Source organism: Geodermatophilus amargosae (assembly GCF_900116515.1).
Taxonomy (GTDB): domain Bacteria; phylum Actinomycetota; class Actinomycetes; order Mycobacteriales; family Geodermatophilaceae; genus Geodermatophilus; species Geodermatophilus amargosae.
Map to the genome: position 1 here is coordinate 28,780 of NZ_FPBA01000015.1, position 14,700 is coordinate 43,479.

The window sequence follows — 14,700 nt, forward strand, 5'->3', positions numbered from 1 at the left end:
CCGGGAGGTGCCTCAGGCCGGCTCGGGCACGCCGCCGGGGTCGCCGCCGGGGTCGTCCGGGGTCGCCTCGATCGGCGGGGGCGGGAGCGGCTCCGGCGCGTCGGGGAGCAGCTCGGACGGATCGTCCGGCACCGGCTCGGTGGGGTCGATCTGCGGATCGGGCTCCGGCAGGGGTGCGACCATCCGCCGAGTCAACCAGCGCGCCGCCCCGCGCGGGAAGCCCACCCCCGTGACGCGGCGCGCGCGGACGACCGTCGCGGAGCGCGCGGACGACCCTCGCCGAGCGCCCTGACCCCTTGCCGCGGTCCGCCGGCCGCTCGACGATGCAGTCCGGACCGTCGACGAGGACGGGATGCCATGGACCTGCACCAGACGTCCGCACACGGCCGGCACCGCCGCAGGCGGACCCGCCGCCTGCGGATCGCGATCGGCCTCGCGGTGGTGCTCCTCGCCGGGGCCGTGGTCAGCGGCTTCCTGTGGCTGGGGGGTGCCCCGCCCCCCGACGGCCGGGCGGACGCGGCTGCCGCGTCGTCCGGCTCGGGCGGCGCCGCGCACGCCGGGCACGGGCAGGCCGTCCCCTCGACGTCGGACCCGGCTCCGTCGTCGGGCCCGCCGGCTCCGGCGGTGAGTGGCGCGACCCCGGGTCTCGGGGCGGCGATCCCCGTCGGCGCGGCGCCGCACCACATGGCGATCGCGCCCGGCGGCCGCTTCGCGTACGTCGCCGACTCCGCCCTTGGTGCGGTGCTCCGGTTCGACACCGCCTCGGGCACGGTCACCGCCACGATCCCGATCCCGGAGGCGCCGCCCCAGATGGTGACCTTCGCCCCGGACGGGCAGCGCGCCTACGTCTCGGTCTACGACGAGGAGTTCGCGACCAACTACGTCGTCGTGGTGGACGCCGCCATCGACCGGCCGGTCAGCGCCGTGCCGGTGGGCCGGGGGCCGTACGCGATGGCGACCGGTCCCGACGGGCGGCTGCTCTACGTGCCCTACTACGACGAGGACCACCTCGACGTCCTCGACACCGACTCGTGGGCCCTGGTGCACCGGATCGACGTCGCGCCGTCGCCGCACTGGGTCGCCTTCACGGCCGACCGGCGGTTCGCCCACCTCACGAACCACTTCTCCGACGTGGTGACGGTCCTGGACCTCGCGGAGCACCGGGTCGTGACAACCGTCCCCGTGGGCGAGGGCCCGCACAGCATCGAGACCTCGCCCGACGGGACGCGCATGGCGGTCGTCAACTACGTCAGCGACGACGTCTCGCTCATCGACCCGGCGACGAACACCGTGGTCGGCACCGTCCCGGACGTGGGCGCCGGGCCGCAGGACGTCACCTGGGCCCCCGACGGCCGCCACCTCTACACCGCGAACGTCGACGACGGCACCGTCGGCGTGGTCGACGTGCAGTCGGGCACGGTCACCGCGCGCATCGCCACGGGCGACAGCCCGACGAGCGTCTCGGTCAGCCCGGACGGCAGCCGCCTGCTGGTCACCAACTTCGGCGACGGCACCGTCCGGGTCCTCGACGCCGGCACCTCGTAGTCCGCGGGCGAGCGGACGGCGTCGGCGGCCCCGTCACTCCCGGCCCCGTCACTCCCGGCCCCGTCACTCCCGGCCCCGTCACTCCCGGCCCCGTCACTCCCGGCCCCGTCACTCCCGGCCGCGTCACTCCCGGCCGCGGCGCGGACGGCCGCCGTCCGGGACCGGCGCCCCTGGCCCGCCGGCGGCGTCCGGGTCCGGACCGGTCAGCAGGGCCTCGTGGTCGTGGTCGCGGTCGTCGTCGTGGTCGCGGTCGTCGTCGAGGTGGCGGGTGACCGCGGCCGACACCGACACCAACCGCAGGGTGCCCGCCCGCAGGCGCGTCGCCTCCGCGGCCTCGAGGACCGGTGCCATGCCGTCCTCGTCGACGGCGACGACGCCGGACAGGTCCAGCACCGGTTCCCGGGGGCCGCCGTCGATGCTGGACATCGACAGGGACATCCGCAGGCGCCCGGCGGTGTCGGCGTCCGGCCGGCCGCCGACGGCCAGGACCACCGACCGCTGCTGCAGGCTGAGGAGGGGCTCGCGGGGCCGGGGGACCCGGCTCTCCGGCCGGCGGGGCATCGTCCCTCACCACGTGCAGTCCGTGCCGCGATCGTCCGGTCATGGCCACGCCGTCCCCCTCAGCGGTGGAGCGATCGGCTGCCGGGTCCGGGGCAGGGCCCGGTCGCGCGGACGTGCACGTCAGCGCACGACGCCCGTGCGCCGGTCGCCGCCGCCCCGGCACCGCCGGGGACGTGTGCCCACTCGCCTACTCCTCCGAGGTCGACCGGGGCGGTCACTCCGCCCCGGCGCCTACACGTAGTCCGACCTGCGGAGCCAGGTGAGGGCGACCCAGCCCGGCAGGGCCGGCAGCCAGAAGGTCGCGATCCGGAAGAGGAAGACACCCGGGACGGCGACCGTGTGGTCCATCCCGGCGCCGACCAGGCCCGCGATCAGGGCGGCCTCGAGGGCGCCCAGCCCGCCGGGCGTAGGCGCGACCGCGGCGACGGTGGCGCCGACGAGGTAGACGGCGCCGACGACGGCGAGGCCCAGGTCGCCGCCGAAGGCGCGCGTGGACAGGAACAGGCAGAAGAGGTAGCCGAGGGTGGTCGCCGCCGAGCCGCCCAGCAGCAGCGCGAGCTTGCCGGGGCTGCGCAGGGCGGCGGTGACGCCGTGGACGGACCGGCGCAGCGGCGGCAGCAGCCGCCGCACGACGAGCCGCCGGAGGGCCGGGACGGCGGACGCGGCGACGGCGACCGCGAGCACCGCCAGGGCACCCCACAGCACGGCGGGCGACTCGACCGGCCCGAGGGCACCGGGCAGGGCCCGGCCGGCCGAGATCCCGAACCCCACCAGCAGGAGTACGTGGACGACGGTCCCCGCCGCGTAGCTGAGACCGACGCCGGACGTGGCCACCGCGAGGTCGACGCCGCTGCGCTGCAGGTACCGGACGTTCAACGCCAGCCCGCCGAGTGCGGAGGGTGCCAGCTTCCCGGCGAACGCGGAGGCGAGCTGGACGACCAGGGTGGGCACCGGCCGCAGCCGTGCGGGCACGGCTCCCGCGAGGCTGACCGCGGCCCCCACGTAGGTCAGCGCGGACGCCGCCAGGACCAGCGGCGCCCAGGCCCAGTCGGCGTCCCGCACCCGCGCGGCCATGCCGGCCACGTCCCCGAGCTGGGGGACCAGGACGTAGGTGACGAGGACCAGCATCGCCACGACGAGGAGCGTCCGGGGCCGGATGCGGTCCAGGTCCGCCAGTCGCGGCTCCGGGACACCGCACCGCGCGGAGACGGCGGCGCGGATCCGCGGCAGCAGGTCGCCGGAGTGCTTCGCGGCCTCCCGCGTGGCGCCGCTCAGGCTCTTCGGCTGCAGCCGGGGGAGCGAGGCGGCCACGGCCTCCGGCCCGAGCTCGGCGACCGCGCTGTCGACGGCGGGGTCGACGCCGACCTCCAGCGCCAGCGCGACGAGGAGCTGGGCGACGTCGGCGTCGAGCAGCTCCGGTGCGGCGGCGACCTCGCTGAACCCCCAGTCGATGAGCCAGGGGGTGCCCGACCGGTCGAGGAGGAGGTTGGCCCGGCGCAGGTCCCGGTGCGCGACCCGGTGGCGGCGCAGGACGGCCACCTGCTCCCAGATCCCGTGCAGCACCGGCGGGGTCAGCGCCGTGACCGGCAGCCGGTCGAGGGTGCTGCCGTCGACCAGGTCGTAGGACAGCAGCAGGGCGTCGCGGCCGACGGGGGCGATGGTCCGCAGGCGGGGCGTGCGCGCACCGGCGTCCCGGACGAGGAGCGACACCAGCGCCTCGTGCTCGACCGTGCGGCGCAGCGAGGAGAACGGGCGCTCGTCGCCCACGTTCCTCAGCCGGAGGAACCGGTAGATCCGGAACAGCAGGTCCGCCGCGCGGTTCTCGGCGCCCATGACCTTGGCGAACACCCGTTCCCCGTCCCGGAGGACGGCGGTCCAGGGGACCGAGCCGCGGGCGTCCACCGCGGCCGGCTCCACGTCGACCGGCTCGAGGCCGCTGCCGGCCAGGGCGGCGGCCACGGCACCGCGGGTCGGCCGGGTGACGGGACGGCCGAACAGCAGCAGCGTCCCGGAGCCGACCGCGGCGCCGAGCACGAGCACCACGGCCAGCGTGGCCGGGAACGCCAGGGGCGTGAGCAGGTGCACCAGCGTCGTCCCCGCGATCACCAGGACGCCGGCACGCCGCCATCGACGGGACACGAACGGCGCCAGCACCGCGAACGAGGCCGCCGCGACGGCCAGGCCGTCGACGCCGAGGGCGCCGTCCCCGTCGAGGACCCAGCCGACCCCGCGCGCCAGCGCCGCGGCAACGAGGCCGGCGACGAGCAGGTACCCGAGCAGGCGGGGCCGGCGGGTCAGCGCAGCGGTGGTCCACGCCGCGACCACCGACGCCGCCACCAGCAGCGTGGCGGCCCCGGACAGGACCCGCTCGACGGTGGGTGCGGCCGAGGACACGCGCCGGACCAGGTCGTCGTCGAGCGCCGCGGCCTCCCCGCGCGCCCAGCGCGCGACCAGCAGCAGGAGGAGGGCCGCGACGGTCAGCACCCCGGCGCGCAGCACGTCGCTGGGGGACCGCTCGTAGCCCGTGACCTCCTCCCGCGAGTGGTCCCCTCCAGCGGCTGTCGTGGCGGGCCGTGCCGCCGGGGCCTCCGGCGCCTGCGGGGACCGGGTGCCCGGTGGGCCCGGGGTGTCCGTCGTCGCCATGCGGTCCGCCCTTCGGGGGTCGTCGCTCCGCACACGGTGACGTACCGGGGTCCCGTCCGGGGAGGGACGGCGCGCGAGGGCCGGGTGACCCGGCGTCCGGCCGGGAGCCTCCGCCCCCTGCGGGCACGCCGGACACCGCTGACCCGGTGGGCACCCGGTCCGTGCCGCAGGGCCCGGGACCTCGATCCCTGTCCACCCGGGCCCACGAGGGCCAGGCTGGGGGGCGGACGGCGCGGACGAGGACGTCCGCGTCGACGCTCGCCGGAGGGCAGCCGCTGTGACCGACCGACCGATGCTCGACCGCAGTCCCCATCTGCACGGCGCGTACGCCCCGGTGACGGAGGAGGTCACCGCCTTCGACCTGCCGGTCACCGGCAGCCTGCCGCCCGGGCTGGACGGCCGCTACCTGCGCAACGGGCCCAACCCGATGGGACTGGACGACCCGGGCCACTGGTTCCTCGGCGCGGGCATGGTGCACGGGCTCCGGCTGCGGAACGGCCGGGCGGAGTGGTACCGCAACCGCTGGGTCCGCTCCCGGGAGGTTGCCGGTGCGCTGGGGGAGCCGTGGCCGGCCGGGCCGGTGCACGACGGCATGGACTTCGCGGCCAACACCCACGTCGTCGCCCACGCGGGGCGCACGCTGGCCACCGTCGAGGCCGGGCCGCTGCCGTACGAGCTCACCGCCGAGCTCGAGACCGTGGGTCCGTGCGACTTCGGCGGAACCCTGCCGGGCGGCTACGCGGCCCACACCAAGCCCGACCGGCTGACCGGCGACCTGCACGCCGTCGCCTACTACTGGGGCTGGGACCACGTCCAGCACGTCGTCATCGGTCCCGACGGCACGGTCACCGGGACCACCGACGTCCCGGTCGACGACGGGCCGATGATGCACGACTTCGCCCTGACCGAGCGCTACGTGGTGCTGTTCGACCTGCCGGTCACGTTCAACATGGACGCGGCGGCAGCCGGTTCCCGGCTGCCCTACGCCTGGAACCGGGCGCACCCGGCCCGCGTCGGGCTGCTGCCACGCGCGGGTGCCGTCCGCGAGGCCCGCTGGTTCGACGTGGACCCGTGCTGGGTCTTCCACACGCTCAACGCCCACGACGACGGCGACCGGGTCGTCGTCGACCTGTGCCGGTACGACGGCCCGTACGACATGACCGTCCTGACCGAGCAGGGCGCGCTCACGCTGGAGCGCTGGACCGTCGACCCCGTCGCCGGGCGGGTGACCCGGCAGGAACTCGACGACCGTCCGCAGGAGTTCCCGCGCGTGGACGAGCGGGTGGTCTCCCGGCCGCACCGCTACGGCTACAGCGTGGTGACCGCGGAGCTCGACCGGGCCACCGTGCGCATGGACGGGAGCTTCCGGGACGACGCGTTCGCCGGAGCGCTGCTCAAGCACGACCTGTCCGCCGGCACGGTCGAGACGCACCGCTTCCCGCGGGACGCCGTCGCCGGCGAGGGCGTGTTCGTCCCGTCGGCGCCCGACGCGGCCGAGGACGACGGGTACGTCATGGCCTTCGTCCACGACCCGGACCGGGGCGCCGCCGACCTGGTGGTCCTCGCCGCCCAGGACTTCGCCGCCCCGCCGGTCGCCGTCGTCCACCTCCCGGCGCGGATCCCGCTCGGCTTCCACGGGAGCTGGATCGCCGACGAGTGAGGGGGCCGGAGTACCGGCCACACGTGGCCGGGGGACGGCCCTAGCCGACGGCGAGCGTGCCCCAGGGCCGTCCGGTCCAGGGCTCGCGGCTGTGGGTCAGCCGGAGCCGGCCGGGCTCGGCCTCGACCAGCTCGCCGAAGACGGTCGCGAAGACCCGGCCGTCCTCCTCGTGGCGCACGACGAGGGCGCCGGGGTCGTCCGCCGGCGGCGCGTCCTGGACCAGCCGGCGCCATCCCTCGGCGCCGTCGGCCGCGGCGAAGGCGGGCAGGTACCGCTCGGTCTTGCGGTCCTCCGGCCCGCCGGAGGTGACCATGACGGTCCCCTCCGGGTGCCGGGTCTCCGACAGCCACTCGCCGTCGAAGTCCCAGGTGAGGAGCTCCCCGGGCGTCGCCAGGACGAGCAGGAAGGAGGCCATGCCGGCGAGCTCGACGTGCGCGCGCCAGTCGGTGCCGTGGACGACGCCGAGCAGCGGCAGGACACCCCGGCTCGACGCACCGGGATCGGCGTCGCGCTTCTGCGGCCGGTTGAGCACCAGCGCGGTCGCGCCCGTCCCGACCCGGCTGGCGCACCACGTCCCGCCGGCGACGCGGTCACGGCCGCCGACGACGTCGGGGTGCTCGGGCCACCAGCGCCCCGGGTCGTCGAAGGGACGGGTGGTCAGCTCGTCGCGCAGGGCCAGGACCCGGACCGGCTGACCCTCGGACCAGCGGACGACCACCGTGCACATGACCGCATCCTCCACCGGCGCCCCGGACGGCGGGCGCGCTCACCGACGGCACCGGTGCGGCAACGCAGCGGAGCGACGTCAGGAAGGCCGCGAGGAGCGGGCACGGAGCACCGCCGAGCGCCCCGGGGTGCGGGATCGTCCTCGCGTACCTACTGGCCCGAGTGCATCCGGCACCCCGGCCCACCCGGCTCCACGGGCCCCGCCGGAGCGAGGAGGCGGATCGCCATGTCCCGTTCGACCGACGTCGCTCCCGGGGCGCACCGCGCGGACTCCGACGGTCCGGACCTCGACGAGGTCCTCCCCGGATCCGGACGTCGTCCCAACCTCTCGGGTGACCTGGACGGCCTCCTCGTCAGCCCGCCGGAGTTCCGCCGGCGCTCGATGGGCTACGACCGCCTCCAGGTCGACAACTACGTGGCCTGGGCGGAGGCGGAGCTGCAGAGCAGCCGCCGCGAGACCGAGGACGTGCTGGAACGCTACGGCCGGTGCTCCGCCGAGCTGGCGCTGGCCAGGCAGCAGCTCGCGCACTCGCCGGCCGGTCAGGAGATGGTCCACCTCTCGGAGCGGATCGGCTCCATCCTCCAGCTGGCCGCGGACGAGGCCGCCGAGATCACCAGCACCGCCCGGGCCGAGGCCGAGCGGCTGCGGGCCGAGGCCGAGGCCGACCGGATCCTCGCGGCCGAGGCCCTGGAGCGGGTCGGTGCCGACCGCGCGCGCCTGGACGACGAGGCCGCGGAGGTGCGCGCCCGGTTGGACGACGAGGCGGCGCTGGCGCGCGACCGCCTGGACCGCGAGGCCGCGGACCGCCGCGAGCGGGAGGCGCTCGAGGCCGCCGAACGGATCGCACGGCAGGACGAGGCGGCCCGCGCGGAGCGGGAGGCGGCGACGGCCGCGGCCGACGAGCACCTCGCGCGGGTCCGCGGCGAGGTCGCCGCGCTCGAGCGCCGGCAGGAGGTCGTCCGCGCGTCGCTCACGCGGATGGCCGACCGGCTCGACGAGGCCCTCGCGGAGCTGGCCGACACCCTGCCCGCGGCGGGCCTGCGGCTGGAGGTGCCGCAGCAGGCCGCCTCCTGAGCCCGCGGTGGCCGGGAGGCCTCGTCCCGGGGATCGGGCGGGGAGCCAGGTGCCCGCCGTCGCTACGGCTCCCCGGCGCGGTCCCGTCGGGCCGACCTCCGTTCGAGCTGCGCGGACGTGAGCGTGGTGTGCCACCGGTGTCCGCACGTGAGGCTCAGGCACGTCCAGTCGTCGATCAGCACCAGTCGTTCCATGTCGGTGCGCCACAGGTGGAGGACCTGCCCGCACGCGCACTCCGGACACCGTTCCACGAAGACCACCGACCCGTCCGGCTCCGCCGGGATCCTGCCGGGGACGTCACCGGCTCGTCGGACCCGGGCGCACCGCACCTCGAGCGTGCCCTGCGGCACCGGCGCCCGCGACTGGGCCCCGCCTCGTCCCCAGCGTGCGCCCGCCCGGCGCCCGCGGCCACCCGGGGACCGGGCGACGGGCCGGAGGTCCGGTCGTCCGACCGATGCGCCCCCGCGCGTCCCACCGGAGTGTGGGAGCTCCCTCCGGGCGCCCCCACCCGGAGGGACCCCGTCCAGTCGCCGACCGGAGGGCCCGATCGTGGAGTCCGAACGCGTGACCCGCTCCCGACGTCCCCCCGGATGCCCTCGCCGGGGAGCTCGAGCGCACCGAGGTCCAGCGCAGCGCCTCGACGATCCCCGGGCGGGAGATCGTCCAGGTGCTCACCGAGATCCCCGTCGGTGCGGAGTCGGCCTGGTCCCGGGACCGGGTGGGTGCTGTCCACCTACGTCGTCGAGGTCGGGAAGCCGCCGGCCACCCTGCTCGGGTGACCCCGGCGCCCACCTGCCACGTCGGCGCCGGCGGGCCGCCGGCCACCGCTGTCGGGTCAGGCGGACAGAGCGGTGCGGGGCTCGGCCAGTGCCGCGGCGAGCGCGTCGAGGGGCAGGTCCAGCGCGCGGGCCAGCGCGGCGACGGTGAAGAACGCCGGTGTCGGCACCCGGCCGGACTCGATCTTGCGCAGCGCCTCCAGACTCACCCCCGAGGCGGCCGCGACCTCGCCCGGCGTCCGCGCGCCCCGCGCCTCCCGGAGCAGTGCACCCAGCCGGCGGCCCCGCTCACGCTCCTCCGGGCTCAGCGGCGGTCGCACCATGGGCGTGATAGTAATACCGGGATAGTCATACCCACCAGCGGAGAGACGACGTGATCGAGCTGCGCACCCCTGGTGAGATCGACGCCATGCGCGCCGCCGGTGCGGTGGTGGCCCGGATGCACGCCGCCGCACGGGCGGCCGCCGCTCCCGGCGTCCGGCTGACCCAGCTGGACGCGGTGGCCCGCGACGTCCTCGCCGACGCCGGTGCCACCTCGCCGTTCCTCGGCTACGCGCCGCTGCCCACCACCCCGCCGTTCCCCGGCGTGGTCTGCCTGTCGGTCAACGACGTGGCGCTGCACGGCATCCCCACCCCGCAGGAGCTCGAGGACGGCGACCTGCTCAGCGTCGACGCCGGCGCCACGCTCGACGGCTGGGTCGGCGACGCCGCGATCACCTTCCCGGTCGGCACCCCGCGGCCGGCCGACCTGCGACTGGTCGACACCACCACGCGCGCCCTCGAGGCCGGCATCGCCGCCGCCGTGCCGGGCAACCGGATCGGCGACGTCTCCGCCGCCATCGCCGCCGTCGGCCGGGCGGGTGGCTGCGGGATCAACACCGACCACGGCGGTCACGGGATCGGCCGGACGATGCACGCCGACCCGCACGTGCCCAACGAGGGCCGGGCCGGGCGGGGCGTGCGGCTGCGGGCCGGGCTCGTCATCGCGATCGAGCCGTGGTTCCTGGCCGGCGGCGACGACGAGTACCGGGTCGACGCCGACGGCTGGACGCTGCGCAGCGCCGACGGCAGCCGGGCCGCGCACGTCGAGCACACGGTCGCCGTCACCGACGACGGTCCGCGCATCCTCACCGCCCCGGCCTGATCGCGCAGCCGCCGGTCACCTTGCCCGGGCGACCCCGGCGGGCCTGCGCCCGTCGTCGCGGAAGGCCTCCGGGTGCGCCCGGGCCCGGGCGAGCAGCGCGATGTAGGCGACGTCGACGACGGAGCACAGGATCCCGATCGTGAGGACGAACGGGAGTCCTCGTGGACGCCGAAGACGATCGTCGGGGCGGCGGTCCCGATCCACTTCGCGACGGCGATGGTCATCGACTGGCCCCGGGGTCCGCCGCGACCGACGAACATCGCGATGAACAGCCCGGACATGAGCAGGTTCTGCAGGAACGCGCTGTAGCGCGCCGCCTGGGGGAAGCCGAACTCCGCGACGAAGGCCCACTGGACGGCGAAGGCCGTGGCGAACAGGCCGGCCGTGCCCCACGCGAAGACGGTCCGGCTCACCCAGGACGGGAACTCGGCGCGGCCGTACCGCACGAAGGTGGCGACGATCACCAGGTCCGCGAGCGCCCAGACCACGTTGACCCACGCCTGCAGACCGGGCTCGTTCGCCGGACCCCACACCGAGTAGATGGACTCCCAGGCCGTGTTCAGCGCGAGGGCCGCCACCGGCAGCGCGTAGGTCCGCTGCGCGAACCCGATCCGGATGGCCTCGACGTAGACCACGGTCCAGGCGATCCCGCTGAGCGCGGTGAGGAAGGCGATCATCGGTCCTCCCGGCCCGCGGCCCGGTCACTGACGCGGGCGCCGTCCGATCTTCGACCCCAGCCAGGTGAGCGGGTCGAACCTGCGGTCCACCACCCGTTCCTTGAGCGGGATGATCCCGTTGTCGGTGAGGTGGATCCCCTCGGGGCAGACCTCCGAGCAGCACTTGGTGATGTTGCAGTAGCCGAGGCCGAACTCCTCCTGGGCGGCGTCCCGGCGGTCGCGCACGTCCAGCGGGTGCATGTCCAGCTCGGCCAGCCGGATGAGGAAGCGGGGCCCGGAGAAGACGGCCTTGTTCTCCTCGTGGTCGCGGATGACGTGACAGGTGTCCTGGCAGAGCCAGCACTCGATGCACTTGCGGAACTCCTGCGGCCGGTCGACGTCGACCTGCTGCATCCGGTGGTTGCCGTCGGGGTCCCGCGGCCGCGGGGTGAACGCCGGGATCTGCGCCGCCTTCTCGTAGTTGAAGGAGACGTCGGTGACCAGGTCGCGGACGACCGGGAAGGTCCGCAACGGGGTGATGGTCACCGGCTCGTCCTCGGCGAAGGTGTTCATGCGGGTCAGGCACATCAGCCGCGGCCGGCCGTTGACCTCCGCGCTGCAGGAGCCGCACTTGCCGGCCTTGCAGTTCCACCGGACGGCGAGGTCGCCCGCCTGGGTGGCCTGCAGGCGGTGGACGACGTCGAGGACGACCTCGCCCTCGTTCACCGGGACCGTGAAGGTCTGCAGCTCCCCGCCGGAGGCGTCGCCGCGCCAGACGCGCAGGGTCGCGTCGTACCCACCCCCGTCCCCGCGCCGGCCCTCGTCGACCGACCCCAGGCTCGGTTCCCCGGCCTCCGTCACGGCGCCTCCTCGAAGACCTCGGCGAGCTCCGGGGGCATCTGCGGCAGCGGCTGCCGGGCCACGCCGACCCCGCCGTCGGCCGTCCGCGCGCAGACCAGGTTGGTGCGCCCCCACTCCGGATCGGGGGCGGGGAAGTCGTCGCGGGTGTGCCCGCCGCGGCTCTCCTCGCGCTCGAGCGCCGCGCGGGCGATGCACTCGCTGACCACGAGGAGGTGCGGCAGGTCCAGGGCCAGGTGCCAGCCGGGGTTGTACTGCCGGTGCCCCTCGACCGACAGCGCCGCGACCCGTTCCCGGAGGGCGGCGATCCGCACCAGCGCCTGCTCCACCTCCGGCGCGGTGCGGATGATCCCGACCAGGTCGTGCATCGTCTGCTGCAGGTCGTGCTGCACGGTGTACGGGTTCTCGCCGCCCTCCCGCTCGAACGGCGCCAGCGCCGCCCGCGCCGCGTCGGCCAGCTCCTCCTCGACCAGCGCGACCAGGCCGGCCCGCTTCCTGGCGTGCTCGGCGGCGGCGGTCCCGGCGCGGCGGCCGAACACCAGCAGGTCCGACAGCGAGTTGCCGCCCAGCCGGTTGGACCCGTGCATCCCGCCGGCGACCTCGCCCGCCGCGAACAGCCCGGGCACGCGGGCGGCCGCGGTGTCCGGGTCGACCTCGACGCCGCCCATCACGTAGTGGCAGGTCGGGCCGACCTCCATCGCCTCGGCCGTGATGTCGACGTCGGCCAGCTCCTTGAACTGGTGGTACATCGACGGCAGCCGCTTGCGGACGTACTCGGCCGGGCGGCGGCTGGCGATGTCGAGGAACACCCCGCCGTGGACCGTGCCGCGGCCGGCCTTGACCTCGCTGTTGATGGCGCGGGCGACCTCGTCGCGCGGCAGCAGCTCCGGCGGCCGCCGGTTGTTCTTCTTGTCCTCGTACCAGCGGTCGGCCTCGTCCTCGGTCTCCGCCGTCTCCTTGCGGAAGTAGTCGGGGATGTAGTCGAACATGAACCGGTTGCCGGCCGAGTTGCGCAGCACGCCGCCGTCGCCGCGCACGCTCTCGGTCACGAGGATGCCGCGCACCGACGGCGGCCAGACCATCCCGGTCGGGTGGAACTGGACGAACTCCATGTTCACCAGGCCGGCGCCGGCCTGCAGCGCCAGGGAGTGCCCGTCACCGGTGTACTCCCACGAGTTCGAGGTGACCTTGTAGGCCTTGCCGATGCCGCCGGTGGCCAGCACGACCGACGGGGCCTCCCACGCGACGAAGCGGCCCGACTCGCGCCAGTAACCGAACGCTCCGGTGACGCCCTCGTCGTCGGTGAGCACCCGGGTGACCGTGCACTCCATGAAGACGTCGACGCCGAGGGCGACGGTGCGCTGCTGCAGCGTGCGGATGAGCTCCAGGCCGGTGCGGTCGCCGACGTGGGCGAGCCGGGCGTAGCGGTGTCCGCCGAAGTCGCGCTGGCTGATCAGCCCGTCGGGTGTGCGGTCGAACAGCGCGCCCCAGTCCTCGAGCTCGCGGACCCGGTCGGGCGCCTCCTGCGCGTGCAGCTGGGCCATGCGCCAGTGGTTGAGCATCTTCCCGCCCCGCATGGTGTCCCGGAAGTGCACCCGCCAGTCGTCCTCCGGGTAGGCGTTGCCCATGGCCGCGGCGATGCCTCCCTCGGCCATGACCGTGTGCGCCTTGCCGAGCAGGGACTTGCAGACGACGGCGGTGCGCGCCCCGTCCTCGTGCGCGGCGATCGCGGCCCGCAGGCCCGCGCCGCCGGCCCCCACCACCACGACGTCGTAGGCGTGCCGTTCGAGCTCCATCAGAAGAACCTCGGATCGGAGATGGTGCCGGTGGCGAGCAGCAGGACGTAGAAGTCGGCGAACGCGACGGTGAACAGCGAGGCCCACGCGTACTGCATGTGCCGGGCGTTCAACGTGGACACCGCCGTCCACGCCCGGTAGCGCAGTGGGTGCTTCGAGAAGCTGTTCAACCGGCCGCCCACGATGTGCCGGCAGGAGTGGCAGGAGACCGAGTACAGGAACAACAGCACCGCGTTGACCAGCAGGATCACGGTGCCCAGACCCATGTGGCCCCACTCGCCGGTCTCGTCGCGGAACCCGCGGAAGGCCTCGTAGAAGAGGATCACGTTGAAGAGCAGCGCGGCGTACAGGAAGTACCGGTGGACGTTCTGCCCGAGCAGCGGGAGTCGCGTCTCGCCGGTGTACCGGCGGTGCGGTTCGGCGACCGCACACGCCGGCGGGGACAGCCAGAAGGAGCGGTAGTAGGCCTTGCGGTAGTAGTAGCAGGTCAGGCGGATGCCCAGTGGCAGCACGAGGATGTAGAGCGCCGGCGAGATCCAGGCCGGGCCGGTGAAGAACTCGGGGAAGCTGTCGCCCTCGCACCGCGTCGTGATGCACGGCGAGTAGAACGGCGAGATGTACGGCGAGGCGTGGTAGTGCGCGTTCTGGAAGGCCCGGAACGACGAGTACGCGATGAACAGCACCAGGACGACCACGGTGACCAGCGGCTGCACCCACCACCGGTCGGTGCGCAGGGTCCGCGCCGCGATGGCCGCGCGCCGCGGGGCCGGCCCGCCGTCGCCGCGTCCGGCCGAGGTCGCCCCCGTCCCGCGTGGTGCGGTGGTGGTCACCGCCGCGTGCGGCCGGACCCGCCGATGCCCTCGTCGTCGCCGTCGCCGTAGACGGTCGCGAACGGCTCGTACGTCGCGCGGGAGGGGGCTCCGCACAGCAGGGCGAGGTCGTCGCGCAGCCGGGCGACGTCGATCCTCAGCCGGCGGGCGTCCACCGAGTCGCCGAAGTACCTGGTCAGTGGCACACACGCGCGTTCCAGTGCGTCCACCGCTCCACGAGCCGCCGCCACGTCCTGTTCGAGGGACACCGCTGCCTCCAGACCCCTGCGGGCGCTGCCGGGAAGGCTGAGGCGGGAAGTCGACCACGGACGGACAGCCGCGGAAAGGGGGTGCTGCGCCGCCGTTCACTCACCGACAGCGGGACCTCTGGCCGTGTCCGGTTCCTCCGCCGTCCCCCTAGCGTCCGCGTCGTGGTCCGTGCGTGCCCGGA

General features: G+C 75.3%; 14 protein-coding genes and 1 pseudogene. 5 read left to right on the plus strand and 10 right to left on the minus strand.

Going from position 1 to position 14,700, the window contains the following annotated elements; all coding sequences use genetic code 11:
• Positions 1-12: 12 nt before the first annotated feature.
• Positions 13-183: a hypothetical protein gene (locus BM414_RS29520; RefSeq protein ID WP_175551670.1), complete on the minus strand. Its 171-nt coding sequence runs from the start codon at positions 181-183 to the stop codon at positions 13-15.
• 174 nt (positions 184-357) lie between these two features.
• Here BM414_RS29520 and BM414_RS18105 point away from each other — a divergent pair, with 174 nt between their 5' ends.
• The gene (locus BM414_RS18105) at positions 358-1,545 is read left to right on the plus strand and encodes a cytochrome D1 domain-containing protein (protein ID WP_093581572.1); all 1,188 of its coding nucleotides are present in this window, start codon (positions 358-360) and stop codon (positions 1,543-1,545) included.
• Between the two features lie 123 nt (positions 1,546-1,668).
• Here the strand turns inward: BM414_RS18105 and BM414_RS18110 are convergent, their stop codons facing one another.
• Positions 1,669-2,106, minus strand: a complete 438-nt coding sequence (locus BM414_RS18110; RefSeq protein WP_093581574.1) for an STAS domain-containing protein — start codon at positions 2,104-2,106, stop codon at positions 1,669-1,671.
• 231 nt (positions 2,107-2,337) lie between these two features.
• Positions 2,338-4,749 (minus strand): lysylphosphatidylglycerol synthase transmembrane domain-containing protein, encoded by a 2,412-nt coding sequence (locus tag BM414_RS18115; protein ID WP_093581576.1) that lies wholly within the window; start codon positions 4,747-4,749, stop codon positions 2,338-2,340.
• Positions 4,750-5,026: 277 nt separating this feature from the next.
• Here BM414_RS18115 and BM414_RS18120 point away from each other — a divergent pair, with 277 nt between their 5' ends.
• On the plus strand, positions 5,027-6,409 hold the full coding sequence (locus tag BM414_RS18120; protein ID WP_093581578.1) for a carotenoid oxygenase family protein: 1,383 nt from the start codon (positions 5,027-5,029) through the stop codon (positions 6,407-6,409).
• 40 nt (positions 6,410-6,449) lie between these two features.
• On the opposite strand, the gene BM414_RS18125 is transcribed toward BM414_RS18120, so the two are convergent.
• The gene (locus BM414_RS18125) at positions 6,450-7,136 is read right to left on the minus strand and encodes an NRDE family protein (RefSeq protein WP_093581580.1); all 687 of its coding nucleotides are present in this window, start codon (positions 7,134-7,136) and stop codon (positions 6,450-6,452) included.
• Positions 7,137-7,361: 225 nt separating this feature from the next.
• Here BM414_RS18125 and BM414_RS18130 point away from each other — a divergent pair, with 225 nt between their 5' ends.
• Positions 7,362-8,210 (plus strand): coiled-coil domain-containing protein, encoded by an 849-nt coding sequence (locus BM414_RS18130; RefSeq protein WP_093581582.1) that lies wholly within the window; start codon positions 7,362-7,364, stop codon positions 8,208-8,210.
• Positions 8,211-9,045: 835 nt separating this feature from the next.
• Here the strand turns inward: BM414_RS18130 and BM414_RS18140 are convergent.
• Complete coding sequence (locus BM414_RS18140; RefSeq protein ID WP_093581586.1) at positions 9,046-9,309, minus strand: helix-turn-helix domain-containing protein; 264 nt, start codon at positions 9,307-9,309, stop codon at positions 9,046-9,048.
• 50 nt (positions 9,310-9,359) lie between these two features.
• On the opposite strand from BM414_RS18140, the gene map reads away from it, so the two are divergent.
• Positions 9,360-10,130, plus strand: a complete 771-nt coding sequence (gene map / locus BM414_RS18145) for a type I methionyl aminopeptidase (RefSeq protein WP_093581588.1) — start codon at positions 9,360-9,362, stop codon at positions 10,128-10,130.
• 72 nt (positions 10,131-10,202) lie between these two features.
• Positions 10,203-10,439: a hypothetical protein gene (locus BM414_RS30305; protein ID WP_217644796.1), complete on the plus strand. Its 237-nt coding sequence runs from the start codon at positions 10,203-10,205 to the stop codon at positions 10,437-10,439.
• On the opposite strand, the pseudogene BM414_RS32010 reads toward BM414_RS30305, so the two are convergent.
• The 5 genes and pseudogenes from BM414_RS32010 to BM414_RS18170 form a co-directional block, all read right to left on the minus strand.
• A pseudogene (locus BM414_RS32010) lies at positions 10,361-10,807 on the minus strand (transmembrane-type terpene cyclase); the annotation flags it as partial. The gene BM414_RS30305 and the pseudogene BM414_RS32010 sit on opposite strands and share 79 nt — an antisense overlap.
• 24 nt (positions 10,808-10,831) lie before the next feature.
• Positions 10,832-11,647, minus strand: a complete 816-nt coding sequence (locus tag BM414_RS18155; RefSeq protein ID WP_245784812.1) for a succinate dehydrogenase/fumarate reductase iron-sulfur subunit — start codon at positions 11,645-11,647, stop codon at positions 10,832-10,834.
• Positions 11,644-13,440: a fumarate reductase/succinate dehydrogenase flavoprotein subunit gene (locus BM414_RS18160; RefSeq protein ID WP_175551671.1), complete on the minus strand. Its 1,797-nt coding sequence runs from the start codon at positions 13,438-13,440 to the stop codon at positions 11,644-11,646. The genes BM414_RS18155 and BM414_RS18160 overlap by 4 nt, the downstream gene beginning before the upstream one ends.
• A complete protein-coding gene (locus BM414_RS18165; protein WP_093581590.1) occupies positions 13,440-14,270 on the minus strand; it encodes a hypothetical protein in 831 nt (276 codons plus the stop codon). The genes BM414_RS18160 and BM414_RS18165 overlap by 1 nt, the downstream gene beginning before the upstream one ends.
• Positions 14,267-14,455: a hypothetical protein gene (locus BM414_RS18170; protein ID WP_245784813.1), complete on the minus strand. Its 189-nt coding sequence runs from the start codon at positions 14,453-14,455 to the stop codon at positions 14,267-14,269. Before BM414_RS18170 ends, BM414_RS18165 begins: the two co-directional genes overlap by 4 nt.
• Positions 14,456-14,700: the final 245 nt, after the last annotated feature.

Bases quoted from the DNA above. Each gene is read 5' to 3' on its own strand.
- BM414_RS18125 (WP_093581580.1), bottom strand. From the start codon at position 7,136: ATGTGCACGGTGGTCGTCCGCTGGTCCGAGGGTCAGCCGGTCCGGGTC.
- BM414_RS18140 (WP_093581586.1), bottom strand. From the start codon at position 9,309: ATGGTGCGACCGCCGCTGAGCCCGGAGGAGCGTGAGCGGGGCCGCCGG.
- BM414_RS18105 (WP_093581572.1), top strand. From the start codon at position 358: ATGGACCTGCACCAGACGTCCGCACACGGCCGGCACCGCCGCAGGCGG.
- BM414_RS29520 (WP_175551670.1), bottom strand. From the start codon at position 183: ATGGTCGCACCCCTGCCGGAGCCCGATCCGCAGATCGACCCCACCGAG.
- BM414_RS18130 (WP_093581582.1), top strand. From the start codon at position 7,362: ATGTCCCGTTCGACCGACGTCGCTCCCGGGGCGCACCGCGCGGACTCC.
- BM414_RS18110 (WP_093581574.1), bottom strand. From the start codon at position 2,106: ATGCCCCGCCGGCCGGAGAGCCGGGTCCCCCGGCCCCGCGAGCCCCTC.
- BM414_RS18115 (WP_093581576.1), bottom strand. From the start codon at position 4,749: ATGGCGACGACGGACACCCCGGGCCCACCGGGCACCCGGTCCCCGCAG.
- BM414_RS18160 (WP_175551671.1), bottom strand. From the start codon at position 13,440: ATGGAGCTCGAACGGCACGCCTACGACGTCGTGGTGGTGGGGGCCGGC.